Below are 20,046 nucleotides of genomic sequence, written 5' to 3'. Positions count from 1 at the left end.
GCTGCGTCTGCGATGGGGTAGACACATGCCCATGAAAGCCGCATGGCTTGTTTTGGTCCTCGCCCTGGGGCTTTCCGGCTGCTCCAAGCCCGAACCGCCATCTCGTGCGCAGCGAGTCGCGATGATTCAGAAAGATGCGACCTCGGTCGAGCTGGTGCCGGCCGAGGGGCTGCCGCCGTATTGTCACGTGTTCGTCGTAACGGCGACCGGTTACGTGCAACTACATACGGCGACCGAGGATCAGCTTTCTCTGGAATGTCCGGCGGGTGTGCCCATTACGAGTCGCGCGCTGAAGATGCCAAAAGGTCACGGGAACGTCAAAGTGTACGTGGTCTTTTCGGACAGGCAGATCGAAAGTGGACCTCTTTCGATGCAAATCCAAGAATTCGTGTCGCAAAAAAAGCCGGTGACTGCAGTCGACCTCCGAGCCCCCGGAAACGTCGTCGTCGAGACGCTCGAATTCGCGACGCCAAAGTAGCGTGCCGTCTGCATTGATTGTGCTTGTGGAGCGCTCGATTTCTCGGCACTCGCGGTGCCCCCCAAACTCGCCCGCTTCGCGGGCTCGAACAGTGGGACCCCCCACGAGCGCAAACTTAACCCGTTTGCACCCCCGCGCGGGGTTGAAACCCCGCGCTACACATTCAAAAGTCCCTCACTACCGTTCGGGACTGGCCTTGTGGAATTTCGGATCGTCATCGAGAATCCTCGACGATTTCGCATAGATTGCAGGCCTCGCCATGCAGCCATGACGTTAGTCCGAGCGCGGTAGCGCGAGGACTTCTTGTCGTGTAGCGCGGGGTTTCAACCCCGCGCGGGGCTGGGCGAGGATACGCGTTCCGAGTTTTGAGACAGCCTCTAAAACCCGCCCCGAGGCTTTTTCAACCCATACTGGACCAACGTCTTTTCAAGCGCCGGGTCGTCCTTGCCGACGGGCCGCATCCATTCGCGCACGTATTCCCGCTCCCACCATGCGTCTTTGCCGTCGCCTATGTGCGTAAAACGATACCGGTAGAGCTTTGCGCGAAGGAATCGCGGAGGTTTGTCGGGGAATGGATCGCTGGCCAAGAGCGATTTTGGCGTTGTCTCACCGCGGAGAAGTTTGTCCACGAGGTGCAAAAACCACGGTTGTCGCTCGACGGTCGATTTCGCCGCAAACCAAAGCTGCCAATCCAAACGATAATGGTAAGGCGTAATGAGGCAAGGGCGTCGTTTGGGATCGCCCGGTTTGCAAGGGAATTCGTATTCGAGCCAGCGGGCCTTGTCGCTCGGCAATGGATCGGCCGTTCCTTCGAGCACCACTTCGAATCGCTCTTTGTCGACCGAACCGAACGCGCCGTAGGTGTTGACGAGCGCGAGCGGATTGAACGAGCTGTTCATGCGCTGCCTGTCGGAAAACAAATTCTGCACAGGCTCGATGCTCAGAAAAAACACGAACGCAGCGGCCACGTACGCAGTGATCAATTGCGGCTGCGATGGCTTTGGTACGGACTTCTCGTCGTACCACGAACGCAGTTTCTTTGGCAACACCATTCGTAATGCGTCGTCGTCGAAGCATGCAATGGCCGGGACGATGGTGAGCCAATTCAAAAAGGACAGGTTTCCGCTCAGGATGAGCGTTGCTTGAAACGTCACGAACAAGACGCCCGCGATGATTCGCGCAGGGCGGGGCCCAAATGCGAAAAGCGGCGCGATGAGCTCGACGAGATGATTGAAGCCCACGCCGACGGAATGCGCGCCGGCTGGAAGCTGGTGAAAAAGGAGGCTCGCTGGACTCGGAATCGGCTGCGTTTCGTAATGGTAGACGAGGCACGTCAAGTCGCGCCAACACGGATCGCCTCGCAATTTGATGAGGCCCGCTCCGAGCATGATGCGTACGATGAGCCATCGAAAAAGGACCATCGTCATGGCCGGCGGGGCACTCGAAAATGGACGATACTCGCGGATAGGGCATAGAAAAATCGATAAGAAGCCGGTCTCCAAAAGCTGGATTTCCCACCCATAACCATAAAATATTTGTCCCACACGCGAGAGCGACAGATAAAGCAGCCACAAACTAAATTGGACAATCGCGTTGGTCACGCCGAACATGACGGCGAGCGACAGCGCGAGACCCATCGACGCAAATGTCAAAAGCACGCCGTCGGTCGCACCGAACCAATAGAGGAGCGTCGGGAGCTGCTGGAATGCACCAAGCTTCGAGCCGAAGCGGGTGACGACGAAATCGAGGAAAGCGTTCGCGGGGAGCAGGCCACTGGTCCCGATGAGCGGCCCCATTTGTTGAAATGCGACCAGGAATGCAATGAAGTACACGAATCCTAGGAGCCGCAGCAACACGAATCGGGTGAGCACGTAAGGGCGCTGCGATTCGAAAAGGCGCCGCAAAGGATTGTCACGAATTCGCGCAACGTCCTGATCCACGAGCGCACGATACCGGAAATGACCCTGAACGCGCCATCAAAATGTAAAGCGAAGCGCCGCGCCGCGGGGTGATACGTAGACCGTAGGCACCGCGCGCGCCCACGCGGGCGAATCGGGAACCTGGCGCGCGCCAATGAATGCAAGCGGCAGGCCGACCACCAAACCAAGTGCGCCTCCCACCATCAGCCCCGTGCCGAGCCCTCGTTTTTCACTGCCAGGGCAATCGTTGCATTCTGGGGCATCGTCATAGACGAAATATCCGGTGCCGAGCGAAATGAGGCCCATGCCTCCGAGCGCCGCGCCAATGCCGAACATGACGGGACTTGCCATGCGCGTCGTCGGTTCACCGAGCGATCGCTGTTCCACGACGAACGTGGTGGGCGCATGCGGATGCGACGGTGCAGGGGGCGGCGGCGGAGGAGGCGGCGTGCCGACTTGCCAGCCAGAAGGCTCGTCGGCCATCGCGGACGGGGTGGTGAGAAGAATGGCGAGCGTGAGGAAGTTGAAGAAATGGCGATGTAGCATCGTATGAAAATACCATCATCGGGTATTTTCGCAACTTAGGAGACTCATTGCCGGACTTCATCGAGGCTCGTGCGAATATCCTCGAGCGCCATGTCGATGCGATCCGCGTGCGTACGAAACGACAGGATGCACATCCGAATCAAGAACCGGCCCTTGGTCACGGTGCCGGTGAGCAAGACGCGCTGCTTTTGATTGACGAGCGACATGAGTTGCCGGTTTTTGGCATCCTCGTCCGCATTGTTCAACGTCGGAAACCGAGCGCGAAAGGCGAGCAGCGACAACACCGGCTCCGCCACGATTTCAATCCCCTGCATTTTTCGTAATTCGTTCGTCGCGTACGCTGCCAAATCTAGCTTTTCATCGAGTGCGTTTCGAAAAACACCAGCTCCATGCATCGAGAAGGGAAGCCATACACGCAAGCCACGCGCATCGCGGGAAAGCTCTGGCCCAAGCTCGCAGAAGTCCACGAATCCCTCGTCGTGTTGCATGGGCGGCATGTACGCCGCCGGAACTGCGTGCGCTCGACGCAACGATTCGCGGTCCCGCACGATCAAACAGCCCGTACCGTAGGGCAAAAACAACCCTTTGTGCGGGTCGAGCGTCACGGAATCGGCGCGCCCAATTCCTGCAAGTGCCTTGCGCCCGCGTTCGGTCATTGCAAAAAATCCCCCGTAGGCGGCATCTACGTGGAGCCACAAGCTTTCGGCTGCTGCAATGTCCGCAATTCGCTGCAAATCGTCCACGGCACCCGTATTTGTCGTTCCAGCGCTCGCAACGATCAAAAATGGGAGCAGTCCCGCAGCTCGATCTCGTCGTATTGCGTCGAGCAGCATTTCTGGTTGCATCCGATAACGATCGTCGGTTGGAATCGCTCGCACGTTTTCCGGCAATATTCCCGCGAGCAGTGCGGCCTTGAGCACCGAATGATGAGCTTCCTCGGAGGTATAAACCGTGCCGCGCAAAAAGTCCGGCGGTAGTTTTACTCGACGCGCCGTAATGGTTGCTACGAGGTTTGCGAGCGATCCACCCGTCAATAATATGCCCCCGGCAGAAGACGGCATACCGAGCATCGCGGCGAACCATTGAATGACGTTTTCTTCGAGCTGAGCAAGACCCGGAGCGGCAATCCACACGCTCACGTATCGGTTTGTCACGTCGGCGATCAGATCGGCGATGGCCGCATGGAAAATACCGCCGCCGGGAATGTAGGCCAAGTAGCCGGGAGACGCCGTATTGAGGCTCGCTGGAATGATTTGAGAAAACAACTTGCGGAAGAGTTTTTCAAAGGGTATGCCCTCTTCGGGCATGGGTCCGGCAAGGCTTCGAGCGAGCTTTCGGCCGCCTTTCGTCGCATGCATGGGTTGATCGGGAAGCGTGCCGATGTGCTCGATGATGTGTTCGGTTGCGCGCTGCAGCATCGATCGCATGATCGCCGGCGACAATTCGAGCGGGTGAGGGGACGGCGGCAGTGGACGGGGCTTGTTTCGACCCACGGTTTTGTCCTTTCACGACGTGTGGCTTGGGTGGCACTTTAGGAGCAAGTCGATCGAATGGCACGGCGTAACTTCGTGCTTGGCCGGCTTCGAAAATGTTTGCAGCAGCCCACCTGTATTCGATATTCTGGCCTCATGACACCGAAGTTTTTCTTGCCATGGGCATCTTTTCTGGTCATTGCAAGCGTCGCCGCTGGTTGTGGCGGCGGTACGAGTGGCACGAACACCGCAGGGAGCGGGGCGGGATCCACTTCCAGTTCCGGCGGCGCTGGTGGCGCCGGTGGGGACGGGGGAGGCATCCTTCCGGGCGGGTGCAATCCAGCCTGCGTCGAGCCTCAAGTATGCAGCGCGTCGGGCGCGTGCATTGATCCCGGGACATGTGCAGCCGATGCAGATTGCGCGGCCGGCACCGTTTGCGACACCGCGACGGGAAAATGCATTCCCGGCGGCGCATGCGGTTCGCAAGAAGCGAAGGTGGATCCCGTGCCGCCGAACATGTTGCTCGTGGTCGACCGATCATGCTCGATGACGGGCAAGGTCGGCGATTCGACCAAGTGGAACATTGCCGTTGCCGCCATCAATAAAATGACGACCGACTTCACTGGTCAAATTCGGTTTGGTCTGACCCTATTTCCGGACCGCGTCACGCCAAATTGCCAGCAAGACAAAATTCCCATTCCCGTCGGGCCGGGCAATGAAATGGCCGTGCAAACGTTGATGACCAATGCGCTCAAAGCGGCCGACACCAATTTCCCCGATGGCCCGTGCGTGACGAATATTCAGACGGGTATGCAGCAAGCTACGACGGAGCCCGCATTCCTCGATACCGAACGCGACAGCTACGCCGTGCTGATCACCGACGGCAAGGAAACGTGCGGGTCGGATGCGACGACGGAACAAATCATCAAAGACTTGCACGACATGGCCGGTGTGCCGACGTTCGTCATTGGTTTTGGTGCGGGCATCGATCCTGCGCAAATGGACAAGTTCGCGGTTGCCGGTGGCGTACCGAGCAGCGGGGCGACCAAGTATTTCGATGCAGGCGACCAAGCGAGCCTCGATACGGCGCTCGCCACGATTGCGAAAAGCACCCTTTCGTGCACGTATTCGCTGGATTCCGTTCCGCCGAATCCGAACGACATCTACGTATTTTTCGACAACGTCACGAAAGTGCCGCGCGACCTGATGGACGGCTGGGAATACGACATCGCGAAAAACCAGATCGTGTTCTACGGCCCCGCGTGTGATAGCCTCAAGAATGGCATCGTCAAAGACCTGGACATCGTGTTCGGCTGCGACACGCCCACGCCCGATTGACCCTTCCAACGACCGACCTCATGCAAAAACATCCCTCCGCGCGCCGAAAAGACGCGAATGAAATCGTGTACGGTTTGCGTGCCGGCCTTGCGGTATTCGAAAGGCACCCGGAAAAAATCGTGCGCGTCGCTTTTCACCGCGAAACGCGCCGGCTCATCGGGGCGCTCGAACGCTGGGCCGTGGCGCATCGAATTCCGTGCGCCGAAGCGACCGACGATGATCTCGGGCGTTTTTCCGGGGCGAAAAATCATGAAGGCCTGTGCCTCGAAGTGACACCGCGTTCGTGGATGGGGACGCAAGAGCTTGCCGATATGCTCGTGCGGACGAAGGGAGCAGCGATAGCGCTGGAACGAATTCGCAACCCGTACAACATCGGGGCCATTTTGCGGACCGCTGCGTTTTTTGGAATGGATGCGGCGCTTTTGGGGGCCCCAGCGCCTCATCCAGGATTGCCCGCCGATGCGGTGCGCGTTGCCGAAGGGGGCGCCGAACAGCTCGAGTTTGCCCGCACGACGGACCTGCCCGATACGCTCGGACGCCTGCGTGCACGAGGGATCACGGTGGTTGGAGCGGAGAGCGAAGCGACGGTCAATGCGATTGGTTTTGCGTATGCTCGTCCCATCGTCGTCGTATTGGGTCACGAGCGGGAGGGTTTGTCCGAACGAGCAAAGGCGCAATGCGACACGCTGGTGGCCATACCAGGCTCGAGCTCCGTCCGGTCGCTCAACGTATCGGTCGCCGCGAGCGTGCTGCTTGCCGAAGTGGTTCGAGATCGGCTTCGGGAGGCGATGAAGGGCAAGCCGGGGGCGAAGAAGTAATCGTCGCTGCATTTTTGGAAGGTGCCAACCACTTTTGTGAGTGTGGCGCAGTACTCAAATTGCCCGCCGTGCATCTTTAACCCCACCTCGTTTCGCGCTAATCTCCGGCGTCATGAGCCGTAGATTCGTGCTCCCCCTCCTCCCCGAACCCGCCGCCCCCTCGGTCGACCTCGTCCGCAAGCGCCTCGGCGGCCGAGCGTCCACGGAAGCTGGCACGGGCGATGTTGTAACGTTTGCCACCGATGGAGGCATCCATCAGACGGGCGTCGTCGTCTTTGTTCGTGGCGACGAGCTCGACGTATATGTGAGCGCCAACATCGTTCGCCGCATTCGTCGATCTGCCGCCAAATCGACGGATGCCGAGGCCGCTCCGTCGTTTGGTCGCATTGCGGAGAGCGCCCGCGTGTTTGCGCGTCTTACCGAGGGGCAGCGCGTATGCTTTGCTAGCGAAGGCCGCGATCAAGAAGGCATTCTCGTTGAAAAATGCCGATTCGGAGCGCTCGTCGAAAGGCCCGATGGAAAAATCATCGGCCTTGGCTTTCAACGAGTGCGACCTGCATTCGACGCTGCTGAACTTCCATCGTGACGTCGAGAGAAAAACATGGCCATCGAGCTCGAAGGTTTTACGCGATCGACCTTTACACATGACGGCGAAACGCGAGACGTGTATCGTCGTGGAAATGGTCCTGGCGTCGTCATTGCCTCGGAAATTCCTGGCATTACCCCGCAGGTGATGCGGTTTGCCGAGCGCGTCGCGGCTGAAGGTTTCACCGTTTTTCTTCCCCAACTTTTCGGCACTCCCGGCGCTCCGGTGTATATGCCAAAGGCTTTGGGCGTGATGGCTCGCGCCTGCATTTCGCGCGAATTTGCGGTCCTCGAAGCCAATCAATCCAGCCCCATTACGGATTGGCTGCGAGCTTTGTGCCGCCATGTTCACGAATCCGTCGGAGGCAAAGGCGTCGGTGCCATTGGCATGTGCATTACGGGCAACTTTGCCCTCACCCTCATGGTGGATCCTCGCGTCGTCGCCCCGATCCTGTGTCAACCGTCGCTTCCCATTCCCATTGGCAGTGCGCGTCGCGCGGGAATGCACATTTCCGATGCCGATCTCGAGACCGTCAAGCAGCGCTGCGCGGGTGGAGCTAAACTTTTGGCGCTCCGGTTCACGCACGATCCTCTTTGTCCCGGTGAACGCTTCGAGACCATGCGCCGGGAGCTCGGTGATGCGTTCGAGGGCATCGAAATCGATTCTTCGCCCGGAAATCCGTGGCGTATCAAGCGAGCGGCCCATTCCGTCGTCACCAACGATCTCGTCGACGAAACCGGGCATCCCACGCGAAAGGCCCTCGATCGGGTCCTCGCTTTTCTCCGCGAAAGACTTCGCGATGAGCAAGAATCTCGTGTCGGAACGCCAGACGCTCCTTGACAACGCACGCGGCACCATCGTTACCGATGGTCCGTTCGTCATCGTTTGCCATTGTCCAGGCGGTGTTTTCGAGCCATTTGTTTATTTGGTTTCCGGGATGGCGATCGTTCTTTCCATGATCATCGGCGCCATCGTCATCACGCGTGCGGCCCCGCGGCCCATTATTTTCGTTGCCGTCATATGGATCATCGGGGTCATCGTGGCCAATTGGATTTTGTACCGACAGCGCCGCAAACATGGCACCATGCGCATCGATACCGATCGAGCCGAGATTACGCAGCACGGGAGCGGTTTTTCTCGTATGTATCCGTTTGCGCAAATCACACGAATCTCCACACCCGTCGTGGAGGGTATCGAAGCGCGCGAAGACGAGCGTGGATTCGAGCACCATTGGCTGCTCGTCGAATTGTCCGGTGGACACGAGTTGCGCCTTGGACAAGGCCCGATGCACGAGCTCCGCCCCACGCTCGCATTTTTACGCAAGGCGAATGTACCGGGAATGGGATAATGCCATTTAGCGCGCTGCGCGCACGATTTCCCCGCGGCCGAGAATTCGTTCTCCCGGAGGCGCCGCGACGAGATCCACCCAATCACATTCGGCAATCATTGCATTGGCTTCGGCAGTGTCCAAAATCCACCGCACCGATATCGTGAGAATTTTGCTCACGTCGTGATGCAAATAATATCGCCCACCGGGCTCCACCAAAATAGCTGCATCTGTCATTTCATCCATCCCGAGGTCTTCGTCGATGTCGTCGCCATAACGCGTCACGATTCTGTGAATTCCGGGCTCGGCAAACCAACAAAACCACGAAGGCCCCTTGGTCATCCCCACGAGCTGCCGATTGTCCCGTACGACCGCCGGGACGAGCAGCGCAACGTTATGCGGACGAACGACGCAAATTTGTCCGACGTTCGCAGGCAATGCGTCGAACGTCGTCGCTGGCGCCGTATCACGCGGCGCAAGCTCGTAACGCGTGCAAGCGCTCGCGAAGAGCGCCGCCACGATCATCGTCATCATTGCGGACCAAGCAAAACGGCTCCCCATGACGACATCCAGGATGCCATGAGCACGCCGAGCTTGCTGCTCGAATCTCGCGCCTGCTCACGTATTCGCGCGTAGCCGCTCGATCCACGCGTCTAGGTCCTCCGGAAGCGGGCTTTCCCAGCTTACGGCCACTCCTGTGCGAGGGTGCGCAAAGCCGAGTTTCGTCGCATGAAGCGCAAGCCTCGGCGGATCCATCGCCGACACGCTTCCGTATTTGCGATCTCCCAGCACAGGGTGCCCTTCGTGCTGCCCGTGCAAACGGATCTGATGCGTGCGGCCCGTTTCCAAGCGCACGCGCACGAGCGTCGCTCCTTGGACGAACCGCTCGACCACGTCGAAGTGGCTCACCGCGCGTTTTCCCGCAACCGGATGATCCACCGTGCGTTTGTCCCACGAAACCTGCTCTCGCAACACCGCTAAGTATTGCCGCTCGAAATCGTGCACGCGAATGCGCTCAGACAAGACGCGATTGGCCGCCTCCGTCCGAGCGAACACCACGAGACCGCTCGTTTCCAGGTCGAGGCGATGCACCAAAAAGAGAGTTTGTCCAAGCGTTCGTCGCAACAGATCGAACAGGTTCCCTCGATCGCTCTCCGGCGTCGGTGCCGTGAGCAGCCCGGCGGGTTTGTCCACGACCACGAAGTCTTCCTCGTCGTGCACGATGCGATACGCGGGCAGCGCTGCATCGTCCCGCGCTCGTGCCGCCGTGCCGACCTCTTTCGTCGCCCGTTCGAGCGCTCCGCCGAGGTGCGCGATGATGGTTTGTCCGGGCCGAATTGCTTTGCCCGCGATCTTGACGCGAGCGCCATCGAGAAACACGCCGCCCAGATCGATGAGCACACGCGCTTTGCGCCGACTGAGCCCGGCGACGTTGGCTGCGAGCACTTGATCGAGGCGCAGGCCTGCGTCTTCCGGACGCGCCACGAAACGCACGCGCTGATGCGACAATTCCGCCATGGAAAAACTCTTCTAGCGCTCGTTCAGTCTGAATCCAGGCCAAGATTTGCAGGCTCGCTTCGCGCGCGTGGGACGCGCTCGCGAGCGTGGGGCCCGCCCCCCCCCCCTGTTTTTCTCCGCCCCCCCCCCGGGCGGGCCGGGCGCCCCCCCCCCCCCCGTTGGCCCTTGTTCCAAACTGAACGGCGCTCTAGCGCTCGTCCGGAAAATGGCTCAGCCCCACGATGTTCCCGTCCGGATCGCGCACGTACAGCGTGTACGCGCTCTCGCGAAACACCGCCACGCCTGCTCGCTCGAGCCGCTCGCGCCATTTCTCACGTTCGTCCGGACGTATGCCCAGCGCGACGCAGTGAAATCCGGGCGCCAACTCATTGCGCTTCGGCCCTTCGACCTCGGCCCGTTCAATCGCCAAGAAAGCGCCCGCGGCAAGCTCGCACCAAATCGATCGTGGACGCGCTTCAGCATCGTCCCAACGGCGAATCACGCGCAGCCCCAGCACGCCGACGTAAAATTGCTCGGCGCGTTCGAGGTTGGCGACGACCACGGCCACGTGATGCACGGAAAGTGCTGACGGAAAATCGGAGGACGTCATGCGCGACGGGCGTAAAGTAGCGGCCAAAAGCGGCGTGCGTCGAGCGCTCGTGACCGTGCGTTTGGTTGCGGCTATGTGTCGCGCTCGTGCTTGGCGACGATACTTGACGTGTGCAGCGTAAACCGGCAAAAATCGCCGCCATGCGTGAAGAAAACATGGCGGTTCTGAAGTCGCTCGTGAGTGTCGCTTGGGCCGACGGCACCTTTGCCGATGCCGAAAAAGAGATGGTCGACGCGCTCATCGCCGCGTTCGAAGCATCCGACGAAGAGGCGAAGGAGATTCGAGACTACGCGGGTCAGAAGCGATCGCTCGACGACATGCCCATCTTCGATCTCAATGCCGATGATCGCCGCGTGCTTTTGCAACACGCCGTGCTCCTCACGTACGTCGATGGCGAGCAGCACGAAGCCGAAAAAGATTTCATCGGCAAAATGTGCAAGACGCTGGAGATTCCCGATCAGGAAGCCCAAGGTCTCATTGGCCTCGCGGAAGAGCGCGCCAAGCGGTTCTTGAACTTGCTTTGATCTCAAACGACGCCACGCACCGCGCGAGCGGCTCTTCCTGAGCCGCCTGTGGGTCGCTACGATCGGAGCTCGGAGGCGATATGCAAGATCGACACAAGGAAGGGCCGCCGGAGTCACGACGTGACGATCGTCAAGGTGGACGAGGTGGCAAAGATGGTCCGCCGGGCACCGATTTCTTGGACCTCGAAATATCGCAGGTCCTCTACGGCGAAGCTGCTGGTGTCGCCCGTGATGCGTTTCGCGAGCTCGTCAAGGACGCCGTCAAGGCTCGGTTGAAGGAGCGCTTTGGTGCGAGGATCGAAGCGCTCGCCAAGATCGCCGCCGACGAGCTCGTCGACGACGTCGAGACGAACCTCGCCATCGAAGCTCTCATCAGCGCCCGCAAGGAAGCTCGCCGTGGGCGCGAAGAAGCCATCCGGCGCGTGTTTGCCCAAGACGACAAAGAAAAACCCTGACGCCGCCCTTGGGCAAACACGTTTGACGTCAAACGTTACAGGTCAAACCGCGAGCGCTAGCGGTTCGTCGTCGTTCCATTCGTCGAACCGAATCGGCGGGGGAGGCGGGTGAGCTTCGAGCGTTTCTTCGAAGAACGACGAACGCGCATCCATGCAGCTTTGCACGAAATCCAGCGGTGCGAGCAGCGCGTGCAAATGCGCCGTGGATTCGGGGTCGCCATCGCAAAGCTCGGCGATCACGCACGTCACGTACGCGTGAATGGCCAATACCGACGCATCGAGGCTGCGTTTGATGGCCCGAGATGACCATGCTCCACCCTCGGCATTTCCGAGCGCCCGTCCGTACGCTGCATGCGCCTCGCGAATGGCCTCGACAAACGGTCCTCCGCCGATCGCTCGCAGTGTTGCCTCGAAACCACCCAGGTCGATACGACCGAGCCGCGCTTCGGATTCCGCCCATTCGAGCAGCGGTGGAGGCCGCACCAGCTCGAATCCGTTTGGAAAAATGCCCACGAGCGCTTCCACGGCGCTCCGAGCTGCGCTGCAATGCGCGGGCAATGCCGCAAGGGCTTCGAGGAAATCGTGCAGTGCGACCCAATTTGCATCGAGGTTACGTCCTGCAAGCGCGATGGGCGACCGCTGGTCGTGGAAATAAGGCGCGTGTCCTCGTGTGGCCGCCGTGAGGCTATCCAGGCGCGAAGCGAGCAATCGTTTTGCGCGCAAAACCGGTTCTGACAAACGCGGGAGGAGATCCGTCGCCGCCAAAAGCGCGCGACCCAGCGCGATTGCACCCGAAAGATTCACGCGAGGGATCCGGCGAACGTAGGCCTGAAACATGATGCTTCCCGAACTCTCTGCGAGCCAAAAGACGTAAACACGGCCAGGCGCGCTCGCGAAACGCCCACCATGCTTACGTCCATCGTTTCGAGCGGGAGCTCAGTTGCGTGGTTTCGTAAAAAAAGTTTGTTGGTGAAGTCGACTACGCTCGTTGCCCGGCGTCGTCGCGTTCGAAGTCGAGCATGTAAAACCGATTGCATCCAAAGTGGCCGGTGCATCCGAGCTGTTTGTCGATGCGGCGAAAGCCCAAATGTTCGTAAAGACGCTGCGCGGCGTCCATGCCGGTGAGTGTTTCCAGGTACACGCGGACAAACCCAAGGTTTTTTGCGACACCCAGGACATGGCGCAAGAGCGCGCTTCCGGCGCCTATCCCTCGAGCCTCCGGCAAAAAGTACATCTTGCGTAGCTCGGCGGTTCCTTCATCGGCGCCTTGAAGCGGAGCGATTCCTGCGCCGCCCACGATGCGACCATTCACTTCGACGACGAAATAGGCACTACGAGGAGTTCCGTAAGCCGCGCTCATGCCATTCACTTCCGGGTCGTGAATGGCAAAACCGGGGCCGTCCGCGCCAAATTCGGGCATCACCGTGCGAATGATGGAGGCAATGGCTGCGTCGTCGTCTGGACGAATGGGACGAAACGCAAATGCGGGAGAATTCATACCGGAGCGCCGAGATCACGCACGAAACCGCGCACGATGGCCAAGGCAACGTGCTTGCGATAATCGCCGGTCGAGCGAACATCGTCGATGGGCGAAATATCCGAAAGCACGGCCCTATCGAGCTCGCTGGCCGAGATTTCCGATAGTGGTTTGGAAAGCACGAGCGCCCGCGTATTGGGCAAGGTTGCCGTCACCGGCGCGACCGATGCCATTCCGAGGCCAAATCGCACGACGCGTTCGTCCGATCGAACCGCAATGGCTGCAAGCGCCATTTTGGATATCGCTTGCGCTCGACGCGTGCCCACTTTGCGCCACAACCACGGCGTTCCTTCGCCGGGAAGCGCCATTTCCACGGCGACGATCACTTCGTCGGGCGCTCGAGTGCCCTGCTTGTACCCCGTCTGCAATTGCGAAAATGGAATCTTCCGTTCGCCTCGCACACTGCGCACGACGATCGTTGCATCATAAGCTGCGAGCGCTGCAACTCCATCGGCTGCCGGCGATGCCGTCGCGAGATTGCCGCCCAGCGTTCCGCGCGCTTGAATTTGGATTGCACCAAGTTCGCTGGCCATGCGTTCGAGCATCGGGGCGCGCGTCAAGATATCGGGATGCCGGCGCATTTCGAGGTACGTCGTGGCCGCGCCAACGCGGAGCAAACCGCGTGAAAATGAAATGCCCCGCAATTCGTCGAGACGCGAAATGTCCACGACGAGCGGTAGAGTTTGTCCTTTATCGAACGGACGTCGCATTTCCTGTTCGACGACCCAATCCGTGCCTCCTGCCAGCAGCACCGTCGATTCGCCGCGTGCATGACGTTCGGCGACGACCGAGCAAAGCATGTCGAGCGATTCCGCTCGCTTCATGTCGTAAAGGGAGAGATCCGCGACAGTCACGCCGCACCTCCGCTCTCGCGACGTTGTTTGGCTGCTTCGAGCACGCTTTCTACGATGCGTTGATATCCCGTGCAGCGGCAAAGATTGCCCGCAATGGCTTCGCGTATTTCGGCATCCGTCGGATCGGGACGCCGTCCGAGCAGCGCTTCGGCGCTCACGAGAATGCCCGGCGTGCAAATGCCGCATTGAGCGCCGCCGTGATCGATGAAGCATTGCGCAAGCGGGCCTTTTCGTACCGTATCGGGCAACCCCTCGACGGTCGTCACCGTGCGCCCTTCGCATTGCCCAATCGAAACCAGGCACGCATTCACGGGCACTCCATCGAGCAATACCGTGCACGAGCCGCATTCGCCTTCGCCGCAGCCTTCCTTCGTGCCCGTGAGGCCCAGTGGACCACGCAATGCATCGAGCAGCCGGACGAGCGGCGGAAGGTCGACCTCGCGCGATTGCCCATTGACGTTCAAGCTGATCTTCAAGGGCTATTCCTCCACCTTGCGCTGAATGAATTCAATTTTGTATCCATCCGGATCTTCGACGAACGCAATCACCGTCGTGCCGTGTTTCATCGGCCCCGCTTCGCGCGTCACCTTGCCCCCGCGCGCTTTGACGTCGGCACAAGCCTTGTACGCATCGGGCACGGCAATGGCGATGTGGCCGAAACCATTGCCGAGGTCGTACGACTTCGTGTCCCAATTGTGTGTCAATTCCAAAACGGCGGTCGAATCTTCGTCACCGTAACCGAGGAATGCGAGCGTGAATCGTCCTTCGGGATAGTCGCGTTTGCGCAAAAGGCGCATGCCGAGGACTTCGGTGTAAAAAGCGAGCGACCTGTCGAGATCGCCGACGCGGAGCATGGTGTGCAGAATGCGCATGATATCGTTCTCCTCGAAATTCGTCCGCTAAACTCGAGCCTGTCGTGCGACGTGCAGCGCCAAGAGTTGCTCGGGGAGCAATGGCAAATCATGTGCGGCAATGCCCGTTGCATGTTCGATGGCTGCCGCAATGGCTGGTGCGCCTCCGTCCATTGGCAATTCGCCAACGCCCTTTGCGCCACCTCCAGGGCCGTACGCATACGGCGCTTCGACGATATCGACGTGGAAGGGAGGCGCATCGAGCGCCGTGGGGATGATGTAATTCGTCATTCGGGGATTGAGGATCTTGCCGTCTTTCCAAACGACGTTTTCCCAAAGCGCCCAGCCGATGGCTTGCAAGCTTCCGCCTTCGATTTGGCCTTTGCACATGATGGGATGAATGGCTTTGCCCACGTCGGTGGCGCTCCAGAATCCGAGCACCGTGACCTCGAAGGTATCGAGATCCACTTCGACTTCGGCGACGTCGCACGCATATCCGTAGACGGGGTATGCGTCGCCTTTGTAGGTTTTATCGTCCCACTTCACCCAATCCGGATGATGGTATTGAACGAGCGCCGTGACGGTTTCTTCTCGCGCGAGGAGCCTATCGGCGGCTTCGGCGAAACCGCCGCCACCCTTTTCTTGTTCGGCGTGAACACGAGCAGCAACTTCTTTCGCAGCGCGCTCGACGATGGAGCCCACGACCATGACCGTGCGTGATGCAACGGTGGGTCCGGAATCCGGCACGTGCGTCGTCGAAGGAACGGTGAAATCGACGGCATCCAATTCAACGCCGGCGGCATCTGCCACCATTTGACGAAATACCGTCTCCGTGCCTTGGCCGATATCCGTGGAGGCCGTGCGAATGTTGAGCCTTCCGCCCGGGAGCAAATCGACCGCTACGCGGCCTTTCAACATGTTTTCACCGGCTCCCGTGAAACCCGCGCCGTGCATGAAAATGCTCGCGCCGATGCCTCGTGCCGTGCGTCCGCGAATGGTGGGTCCTGCCAAACGTTTTTTCTGATATTCGCTCGAGGCAAGAGCTTTTTCGACGCATTCCGCAATACCCACGGACCCGCGGAGCACTTGGCCCGTCGCCGTGGTATCGCCTTCGTGCAGCATGTTTTGCCGCTTCAGCTCGACCGGGTCTTTTCCCGTTTTCTGAGCGACCTGGTCCAAGTGCCGTTCGATGGCCCATATCGTTTGCGGCGCACCGAATCCTCGAAACGCTCCATTGGGCGGCGTATTCGTCGCGACCGCGAATGCATCGATACGCACGTCTTGCCAGCGATACGCGCCGGACGCATGCAGCGCTCCGCGGGACAAAACCACGGGCGAAAGCGTCATGTAGGCGCCGCCGTCCATGAGAATCCGCATCTTTAGCGCTCGCAGGGTGCCGTCCGCATCCGAGCCCGACGTGATTTCGCATATTGCCGGATGCCTCTTCGTCGTCGCTTCGATGTCTTCTTTGCGGTCGTAAATCATCCGCACATGCTGGCCGCTGTGTTTCGCCAAGATTGCCGCATGGAGCGCAATGACCGACGGATATTCTTCTTTGCCGCCAAACCCGCCGCCTGTCACCGATTGGGTCACGTGCACGCGATCCCCGGGCAAACCAAATGCATGCACCAATGCTTTGTGCACATAATAAGGGCATTGGATGGAACCAATGACGTGTACGCCCGCGTCGTCCCAATGCGCGATCACGCCCTGCGGTTCAATGTAAAGCTGCTCTTGATGGTGCGTCGCATACTTGCCGTGCACGACCACCGCGCATGCTGCAATCGCTGCGTCGATCGCCCGAAGGCTCGCGTCTTCCTCCGGCACATCGGCGCTGCCCTTCGTAATGGCGATACGCTTCTGCACGTTGTCGTCGCCCCAGATGACGTCGCGCTTGGCGAGCGACACTTCCGGATCGAGAACGGGCGCGAGCGGCTCGATGTCGAGCTTCACGGCGAGCATGGCGCGCGCGAGCTTCTGTTTGTCCGCGCATGCCAAAAGCACGATCGGCTCGTACGCGTGAGCGATGCGATCGCTCGCAAGAATGGGCTGCTCGGCCGAAATGCACTGCACTTCGTTCACCGCGAGATCGCTTGCTCGCACGACGGTCACGTCGCTCCAGTCGAATGCTGGATCGAGCGTCACGCTGCGCAGATTGCCGCGCGCGTAAGGGCTTCGCACGGTTGCGCCAAAGAGCTCGCCCGGCGCAGGACGAATGTCGTCCACGTACGCTGCTCGTCCGGTCACTTTGGCCAAGCCGTCCACGCGCGGGACGTTGGTTCCGACAAACGGCGAATGAATCGTGGAGGGAGAAGATGTCGCGATGGTCATCGGCAAACCCAATTTTTGCGAGCATACGCCCGCATAGAACGCCGTTGTTCAATTTCTTCGCATACCGCCGGCCAGGTCGAGCAAGACGCGGGGATGATAAACGTCACGCAAGGCTGCATGGGACGAGGTCTTCAGCGCATCGAGGACGCGGGTCTTCCAAGCTGCGGGAATCGCTTCCTCGCCGAGGCGTGCGCCCACGAGCGCGCCCGTGATGGCCCCGTTCGTGTCGGCATCACCGCCGCGATTGACGGCATCCACGAGGGCCGCCTCGAACGTGGGTGCGTGCAGTAGTTCCCAAAACGCGAGCCGAAAGGCGACTCGGACAAACCCTTGCGATCGATGGATGTGCATGTCGGCCTGGTAGAGTCCGGGATCATCGTGCTTTGCAAGCTCGAGATCGCCGAGCAGCGCCTCGCGCGCTCGTTCGACGTCCGGACCATCGCGCGGCACGAGGTCGATGAGCGCGGTCGCTGCGTCATCGACTTCTTCCACGGCAGCAGCGTGCATCTGCATGGGATCCGTGCGACCTGCGCCAGCTTCGGCGATCGCAGAGCAAAACGCAGCACACGCGATCCGGCATCGCGGATCGAAGTGCGTGATGGCGCTGTCTGCAAGCGCGGCCAATCGTCGCGCGACGGGATCGTCGACAAACGCCACCGCAATGGGCGCAATGCGCATGAGCGAGCCGTTGCCGGCGGACTTGCGATCGGAATGGATCCATGCGCGGCGTGATGCTTCGCCGATCGAAACACCCCGAGCAATCATCGACAAGCTCGCGTGCGTGAGGTTTCCGATGTCGAACGCGTGCTCCACCCATGCGACGTAACGCTGCGCGACGTCTGTCGGGTGAAACCGGCCGTGCTCCTTCAAACTGGCCGCCAAACACGCGGCCATTTGCGTGTCGTCGGTGACTTGACCCGGTTCCACGGAGAACGGTCCACCACCGGTGATGTCGACATGAGGACCCGTTGCGAGCGTCGGAAATGGCGGCGCTTCGCAGGCCGTGAACTCGAGCGTCGTGCCGAACGCGTCGCCCACCGCGAGCCCTAAGAGCGTTCCGCGTGCCCACGAAGACCTCCACGCGGCCGAATCCGTTGCTCCACCAATGATTTCGCTCATGGCGCCTCCCGTCGTTGCGAGGCTAGTCTATCCGTTCAGGAACGTCGGCGGGCCATGGAGATATCGAACCGCTTCCGCGGGTGTGTCGATGTCCACGAGGACTTCGGGATCCGATACGTCCACGCCGACAACTGCATCGCCGAGCGTGCGCAGGTAGTCGCGTAGTGGGGGCGGATTCGGTTCGCGATATCGACCAAGCGCCACGCCTTGCATCGCGACGGGATGCCCGAAGCGTTCTCCGTACCGCGGCTTTGCGGCAAGCGGTGGCGTACCCGAAGCACCGAGCGCCGAGAGCAATTTTTCAGCAACGTCGCGACGTGCGGGGAGCGTATCTACAGGACAAACGAGCACGCGGTCGCCCGTGTCGATTCGAGGCGCTGCGGTTGCAATCGAGCCTGCCGGACCCAGGTCCTCCGCTGCATCCGATACGACCAGATCGAGGCCCGGACAAACGAACGGAATGAGCGCTTGGACAATCTGTTTTCGAGCCACGACGATGGCGCGATTCGACTCTGCCGCAAGGCGAGCTTCCGCATGCGCGATCGCTAGCGGCCGGGGCTTGGTTCCTTTCGGACCTGGCCACAGGAGCAGCGCTTTGGGGCCGCCGAGGCGAAAGCCCTTACCCGCCGCGAGAATGATCGCCACCGTGTCTGCCATGGGAGTCGACTATGTATCTGGGGTGGGATGCGTTCGAGCGCCAGCCTCTGTGTCGAGCACGAAAGCATGGGCGTCGTCCGGTTGCGCCGCAGCTTCCCCGCTTTTCACGACGTGACGCACCAGGCCCGTCATGCTCGCGCGCCATGCCACGATTTCCGCCGCGATCGCCACGCCTATTTCGGCTGGCGTTCGAGCACCGATGTCGACCCCGAGCGGCATGCGGACGCGCCCGATGTCTTCTGCGGAAACACCTTTGGCTTCGAGCCTCGCACGCGTTTTTGTAGCTTTCGCCCGACTACCCACGCCTCCAACGAAGCAAAACCTGCCCCGATCGCCCACTCGATGGCCGCCTGATCGATCTGATGATCGTGCGTCATGACGAGCGCCGCGACCCGTCCGAGATCGCTCGGCAACGCCTGACGCACGACGGGATCGTCGTGTTCGGCGCAGAGCACTTCGATGGGGTTTGTTTCGGGTTTGTCCTGGGGAAGTCGAGCCGGGTCTGCCGCGGAATCGCGCGCGTCGCAAAGCGTCACGGAAAAACCGAGCGATGCGAGCAGAGGGGCCGTGAATACGCCCACGTGACCTGCTCCGACGATGAGCACATGGTGCGCCGGTGTCATGGGTTCGAGCAGCATATCGCCGGAACCGCCGCAACACATCCCGAGGGACGGTCCGAGCCTAAACCTATCGGTTCGCGGCAGCGGTGCAGGCGCAGCGAGAAGCTCGGCCATCGAGCGCAGCACCGCTCGTTCCACGGCGCCTCCACCCACGGTTCCGAGCGCCGTGCCGTTCTGAAAGAGCGCCAGCTTTTGACCAGGCGTGCACGGAGCCGAACCGTGCCGTGCAATCACGGTCGCGACGACCACTCGCTCACCGCGATCGAGCGCAGCAAGCGCAGCTCGCAAGACCTCGGTGGCGAGCGCAGTTCGAGGCATCACGGCGGAGGTGTCGATCACGGTGCGCAAGTGTACCGGCTTTGCCCTTCCTTGACGAGGCTACGGTTTGTCCTCGTCGGGGGGTATGGGGGGCAGAGCAGTCGGCTGGTCTTTTGGGCGCAGCCAAAAAGACTTATAGAGCCGCCTGCGAACCCTCCAACGAGATCGCTCCTCGCGCATCCCCCCACG

At 60.5% G+C, this 20,046-nt stretch carries 22 protein-coding genes and 1 pseudogene; 8 read left to right on the top strand and 15 right to left on the bottom strand.

What is annotated here, in order from left to right; translation table 11 throughout:
- Positions 1 to 25: 25 nt before the first annotated feature.
- Positions 26 to 478, top strand: coding sequence for a hypothetical protein (locus IPM54_43075; GenBank protein ID MBK9266559.1), 453 nt, complete (start codon positions 26 to 28; stop codon positions 476 to 478).
- Between the two features lie 377 nt (positions 479 to 855).
- Here IPM54_43075 and IPM54_43070 read toward each other — a convergent pair whose 3' ends face one another.
- The 3 genes from IPM54_43070 to IPM54_43060 form a co-directional block, all read right to left on the bottom strand.
- Positions 856 to 2,274, bottom strand: coding sequence for a lipase maturation factor family protein (locus IPM54_43070; GenBank protein ID MBK9266558.1), 1,419 nt, complete (start codon positions 2,272 to 2,274; stop codon positions 856 to 858).
- Between the two features lie 180 nt (positions 2,275 to 2,454).
- Positions 2,455 to 2,943 carry a hypothetical protein gene (locus tag IPM54_43065; GenBank protein MBK9266557.1) on the bottom strand — a complete coding sequence of 163 codons (489 nt, stop codon included), beginning with the start codon at positions 2,941 to 2,943 and terminating at the stop codon, positions 2,455 to 2,457.
- Positions 2,944 to 2,987: 44 nt separating this feature from the next.
- Complete coding sequence (locus IPM54_43060) at positions 2,988 to 4,370, bottom strand: aminotransferase class V-fold PLP-dependent enzyme (GenBank protein ID MBK9266556.1); 1,383 nt, start codon at positions 4,368 to 4,370, stop codon at positions 2,988 to 2,990.
- 201 nt (positions 4,371 to 4,571) lie between these two features.
- Here IPM54_43060 and IPM54_43055 point away from each other — a divergent pair, with 201 nt between their 5' ends.
- The 5 genes from IPM54_43055 to IPM54_43035 all read left to right on the top strand — a co-directional run bounded on the left by IPM54_43055 (position 4,572) and on the right by IPM54_43035 (position 8,505).
- Positions 4,572 to 5,753: a VWA domain-containing protein gene (locus IPM54_43055; protein MBK9266555.1), complete on the top strand. Its 1,182-nt coding sequence runs from the start codon at positions 4,572 to 4,574 to the stop codon at positions 5,751 to 5,753.
- Positions 5,754 to 5,773: 20 nt separating this feature from the next.
- Entirely contained in the window at positions 5,774 to 6,571 is a 798-nt protein-coding gene (locus IPM54_43050; GenBank protein MBK9266554.1) for an RNA methyltransferase, read from the top strand.
- 112 nt (positions 6,572 to 6,683) lie between these two features.
- Positions 6,684 to 7,157: a hypothetical protein gene (locus tag IPM54_43045; GenBank protein MBK9266553.1), complete on the top strand. Its 474-nt coding sequence runs from the start codon at positions 6,684 to 6,686 to the stop codon at positions 7,155 to 7,157.
- 15 nt (positions 7,158 to 7,172) lie between these two features.
- Positions 7,173 to 7,997, top strand: coding sequence for a dienelactone hydrolase family protein (locus IPM54_43040; GenBank protein MBK9266552.1), 825 nt, complete (start codon positions 7,173 to 7,175; stop codon positions 7,995 to 7,997).
- Complete coding sequence (locus IPM54_43035) at positions 7,957 to 8,505, top strand: hypothetical protein (GenBank protein MBK9266551.1); 549 nt, start codon at positions 7,957 to 7,959, stop codon at positions 8,503 to 8,505. Before IPM54_43040 ends, IPM54_43035 begins: the two co-directional genes overlap by 41 nt.
- Before the next feature lie 6 nt (positions 8,506 to 8,511).
- Here IPM54_43035 and IPM54_43030 read toward each other — a convergent pair whose 3' ends face one another.
- The 3 genes from IPM54_43030 to IPM54_43020 form a co-directional block, all read right to left on the bottom strand.
- Entirely contained in the window at positions 8,512 to 9,045 is a 534-nt protein-coding gene (locus IPM54_43030) for a hypothetical protein (protein MBK9266550.1), read from the bottom strand.
- A gap of 57 nt (positions 9,046 to 9,102) precedes the next feature.
- Entirely contained in the window at positions 9,103 to 10,002 is a 900-nt protein-coding gene (locus IPM54_43025) for an RluA family pseudouridine synthase (GenBank protein MBK9266549.1), read from the bottom strand.
- A gap of 187 nt (positions 10,003 to 10,189) precedes the next feature.
- A complete protein-coding gene (locus IPM54_43020) occupies positions 10,190 to 10,591 on the bottom strand; it encodes a VOC family protein (GenBank protein MBK9266548.1) in 402 nt (133 codons plus the stop codon).
- Between the two features lie 155 nt (positions 10,592 to 10,746).
- On the opposite strand from IPM54_43020, the gene IPM54_43015 reads away from it, so the two are divergent.
- Positions 10,747 to 11,115, top strand: coding sequence for a TerB family tellurite resistance protein (locus IPM54_43015; protein MBK9266547.1), 369 nt, complete (start codon positions 10,747 to 10,749; stop codon positions 11,113 to 11,115).
- Positions 11,116 to 11,195: 80 nt separating this feature from the next.
- Positions 11,196 to 11,570, top strand: a complete 375-nt coding sequence (locus IPM54_43010; protein MBK9266546.1) for a hypothetical protein — start codon at positions 11,196 to 11,198, stop codon at positions 11,568 to 11,570.
- 42 nt (positions 11,571 to 11,612) lie between these two features.
- Here the strand turns inward: IPM54_43010 and IPM54_43005 are convergent, their stop codons facing one another.
- The 9 genes and pseudogenes from IPM54_43005 to IPM54_42965 all read right to left on the bottom strand — a co-directional run bounded on the left by IPM54_43005 (position 11,613) and on the right by IPM54_42965 (position 19,878).
- Positions 11,613 to 12,407 carry a hypothetical protein gene (locus IPM54_43005; protein MBK9266545.1) on the bottom strand — a complete coding sequence of 265 codons (795 nt, stop codon included), beginning with the start codon at positions 12,405 to 12,407 and terminating at the stop codon, positions 11,613 to 11,615.
- 142 nt (positions 12,408 to 12,549) lie between these two features.
- Positions 12,550 to 13,068: a GNAT family N-acetyltransferase gene (locus tag IPM54_43000; protein MBK9266544.1), complete on the bottom strand. Its 519-nt coding sequence runs from the start codon at positions 13,066 to 13,068 to the stop codon at positions 12,550 to 12,552.
- Positions 13,065 to 13,961, bottom strand: a complete 897-nt coding sequence (locus IPM54_42995) for an FAD binding domain-containing protein (protein MBK9266543.1) — start codon at positions 13,959 to 13,961, stop codon at positions 13,065 to 13,067. The genes IPM54_43000 and IPM54_42995 overlap by 4 nt, the downstream gene beginning before the upstream one ends.
- A complete protein-coding gene (locus IPM54_42990) occupies positions 13,958 to 14,437 on the bottom strand; it encodes a (2Fe-2S)-binding protein (GenBank protein ID MBK9266542.1) in 480 nt (159 codons plus the stop codon). Before IPM54_42990 ends, IPM54_42995 begins: the two co-directional genes overlap by 4 nt.
- Before the next feature lie 3 nt (positions 14,438 to 14,440).
- On the bottom strand, positions 14,441 to 14,833 hold the full coding sequence (gloA, locus tag IPM54_42985; protein ID MBK9266541.1) for a lactoylglutathione lyase: 393 nt from the start codon (positions 14,831 to 14,833) through the stop codon (positions 14,441 to 14,443).
- Positions 14,834 to 14,860: 27 nt separating this feature from the next.
- On the bottom strand, positions 14,861 to 17,137 hold the full coding sequence (locus tag IPM54_42980) for a xanthine dehydrogenase family protein (GenBank protein MBK9266540.1): 2,277 nt from the start codon (positions 17,135 to 17,137) through the stop codon (positions 14,861 to 14,863).
- Positions 17,138 to 17,191: 54 nt separating this feature from the next.
- The gene (locus IPM54_42975) at positions 17,192 to 18,262 is read right to left on the bottom strand and encodes an ADP-ribosylglycohydrolase family protein (GenBank protein ID MBK9266539.1); all 1,071 of its coding nucleotides are present in this window, start codon (positions 18,260 to 18,262) and stop codon (positions 17,192 to 17,194) included.
- 27 nt (positions 18,263 to 18,289) lie between these two features.
- On the bottom strand, positions 18,290 to 18,919 hold the full coding sequence (locus IPM54_42970) for a nucleotidyltransferase family protein (protein ID MBK9266538.1): 630 nt from the start codon (positions 18,917 to 18,919) through the stop codon (positions 18,290 to 18,292).
- Between the two features lie 9 nt (positions 18,920 to 18,928).
- Positions 18,929 to 19,878, bottom strand: a pseudogene (locus IPM54_42965) (XdhC family protein).
- Positions 19,879 to 20,046 lie beyond the last annotated feature (168 nt).

The sequence above is a fragment of the Polyangiaceae bacterium genome, assembly GCA_016715885.1.
Taxonomy (GTDB): domain Bacteria; phylum Myxococcota_A; class Polyangia; order Polyangiales; family Polyangiaceae; genus Polyangium.
This window is presented reverse-complemented; position numbering and strand designations above follow the sequence as displayed.

Excerpts from the sequence above, each read along its gene's own strand:
- IPM54_43070 (MBK9266558.1), bottom strand. The coding sequence starts at position 2,274 with ATGGGGCCGCTCATCGGGACCAGTGGCCTGCTCCCCGCGAACGCTTTC.
- IPM54_43020 (MBK9266548.1), bottom strand. The coding sequence starts at position 10,591 with ATGACGTCCTCCGATTTTCCGTCAGCACTTTCCGTGCATCACGTGGCC.
- IPM54_42975 (MBK9266539.1), bottom strand. The coding sequence starts at position 18,262 with ATGAGCGAAATCATTGGTGGAGCAACGGATTCGGCCGCGTGGAGGTCT.
- IPM54_43015 (MBK9266547.1), top strand. The coding sequence starts at position 10,747 with ATGGCGGTTCTGAAGTCGCTCGTGAGTGTCGCTTGGGCCGACGGCACC.
- IPM54_43055 (MBK9266555.1), top strand. The coding sequence starts at position 4,572 with ATGACACCGAAGTTTTTCTTGCCATGGGCATCTTTTCTGGTCATTGCA.
- IPM54_43075 (MBK9266559.1), top strand. The coding sequence starts at position 26 with ATGCCCATGAAAGCCGCATGGCTTGTTTTGGTCCTCGCCCTGGGGCTT.
- IPM54_43025 (MBK9266549.1), bottom strand. The coding sequence starts at position 10,002 with ATGGCGGAATTGTCGCATCAGCGCGTGCGTTTCGTGGCGCGTCCGGAA.
- IPM54_43060 (MBK9266556.1), bottom strand. The coding sequence starts at position 4,370 with ATGCGATCGATGCTGCAGCGCGCAACCGAACACATCATCGAGCACATC.
- IPM54_43045 (MBK9266553.1), top strand. The coding sequence starts at position 6,684 with ATGAGCCGTAGATTCGTGCTCCCCCTCCTCCCCGAACCCGCCGCCCCC.
- IPM54_43050 (MBK9266554.1), top strand. The coding sequence starts at position 5,774 with ATGCAAAAACATCCCTCCGCGCGCCGAAAAGACGCGAATGAAATCGTG.
- IPM54_43010 (MBK9266546.1), top strand. The coding sequence starts at position 11,196 with ATGCAAGATCGACACAAGGAAGGGCCGCCGGAGTCACGACGTGACGAT.
- IPM54_43065 (MBK9266557.1), bottom strand. The coding sequence starts at position 2,943 with ATGCTACATCGCCATTTCTTCAACTTCCTCACGCTCGCCATTCTTCTC.
- IPM54_43000 (MBK9266544.1), bottom strand. The coding sequence starts at position 13,068 with ATGAATTCTCCCGCATTTGCGTTTCGTCCCATTCGTCCAGACGACGAC.
- IPM54_43030 (MBK9266550.1), bottom strand. The coding sequence starts at position 9,045 with ATGGGGAGCCGTTTTGCTTGGTCCGCAATGATGACGATGATCGTGGCG.
- IPM54_43040 (MBK9266552.1), top strand. The coding sequence starts at position 7,173 with ATGGCCATCGAGCTCGAAGGTTTTACGCGATCGACCTTTACACATGAC.
- IPM54_42970 (MBK9266538.1), bottom strand. The coding sequence starts at position 18,919 with ATGGCAGACACGGTGGCGATCATTCTCGCGGCGGGTAAGGGCTTTCGC.
- gloA (MBK9266541.1), bottom strand. The coding sequence starts at position 14,833 with ATGCGCATTCTGCACACCATGCTCCGCGTCGGCGATCTCGACAGGTCG.
- IPM54_43035 (MBK9266551.1), top strand. The coding sequence starts at position 7,957 with ATGAGCAAGAATCTCGTGTCGGAACGCCAGACGCTCCTTGACAACGCA.
- IPM54_43005 (MBK9266545.1), bottom strand. The coding sequence starts at position 12,407 with ATGTTTCAGGCCTACGTTCGCCGGATCCCTCGCGTGAATCTTTCGGGT.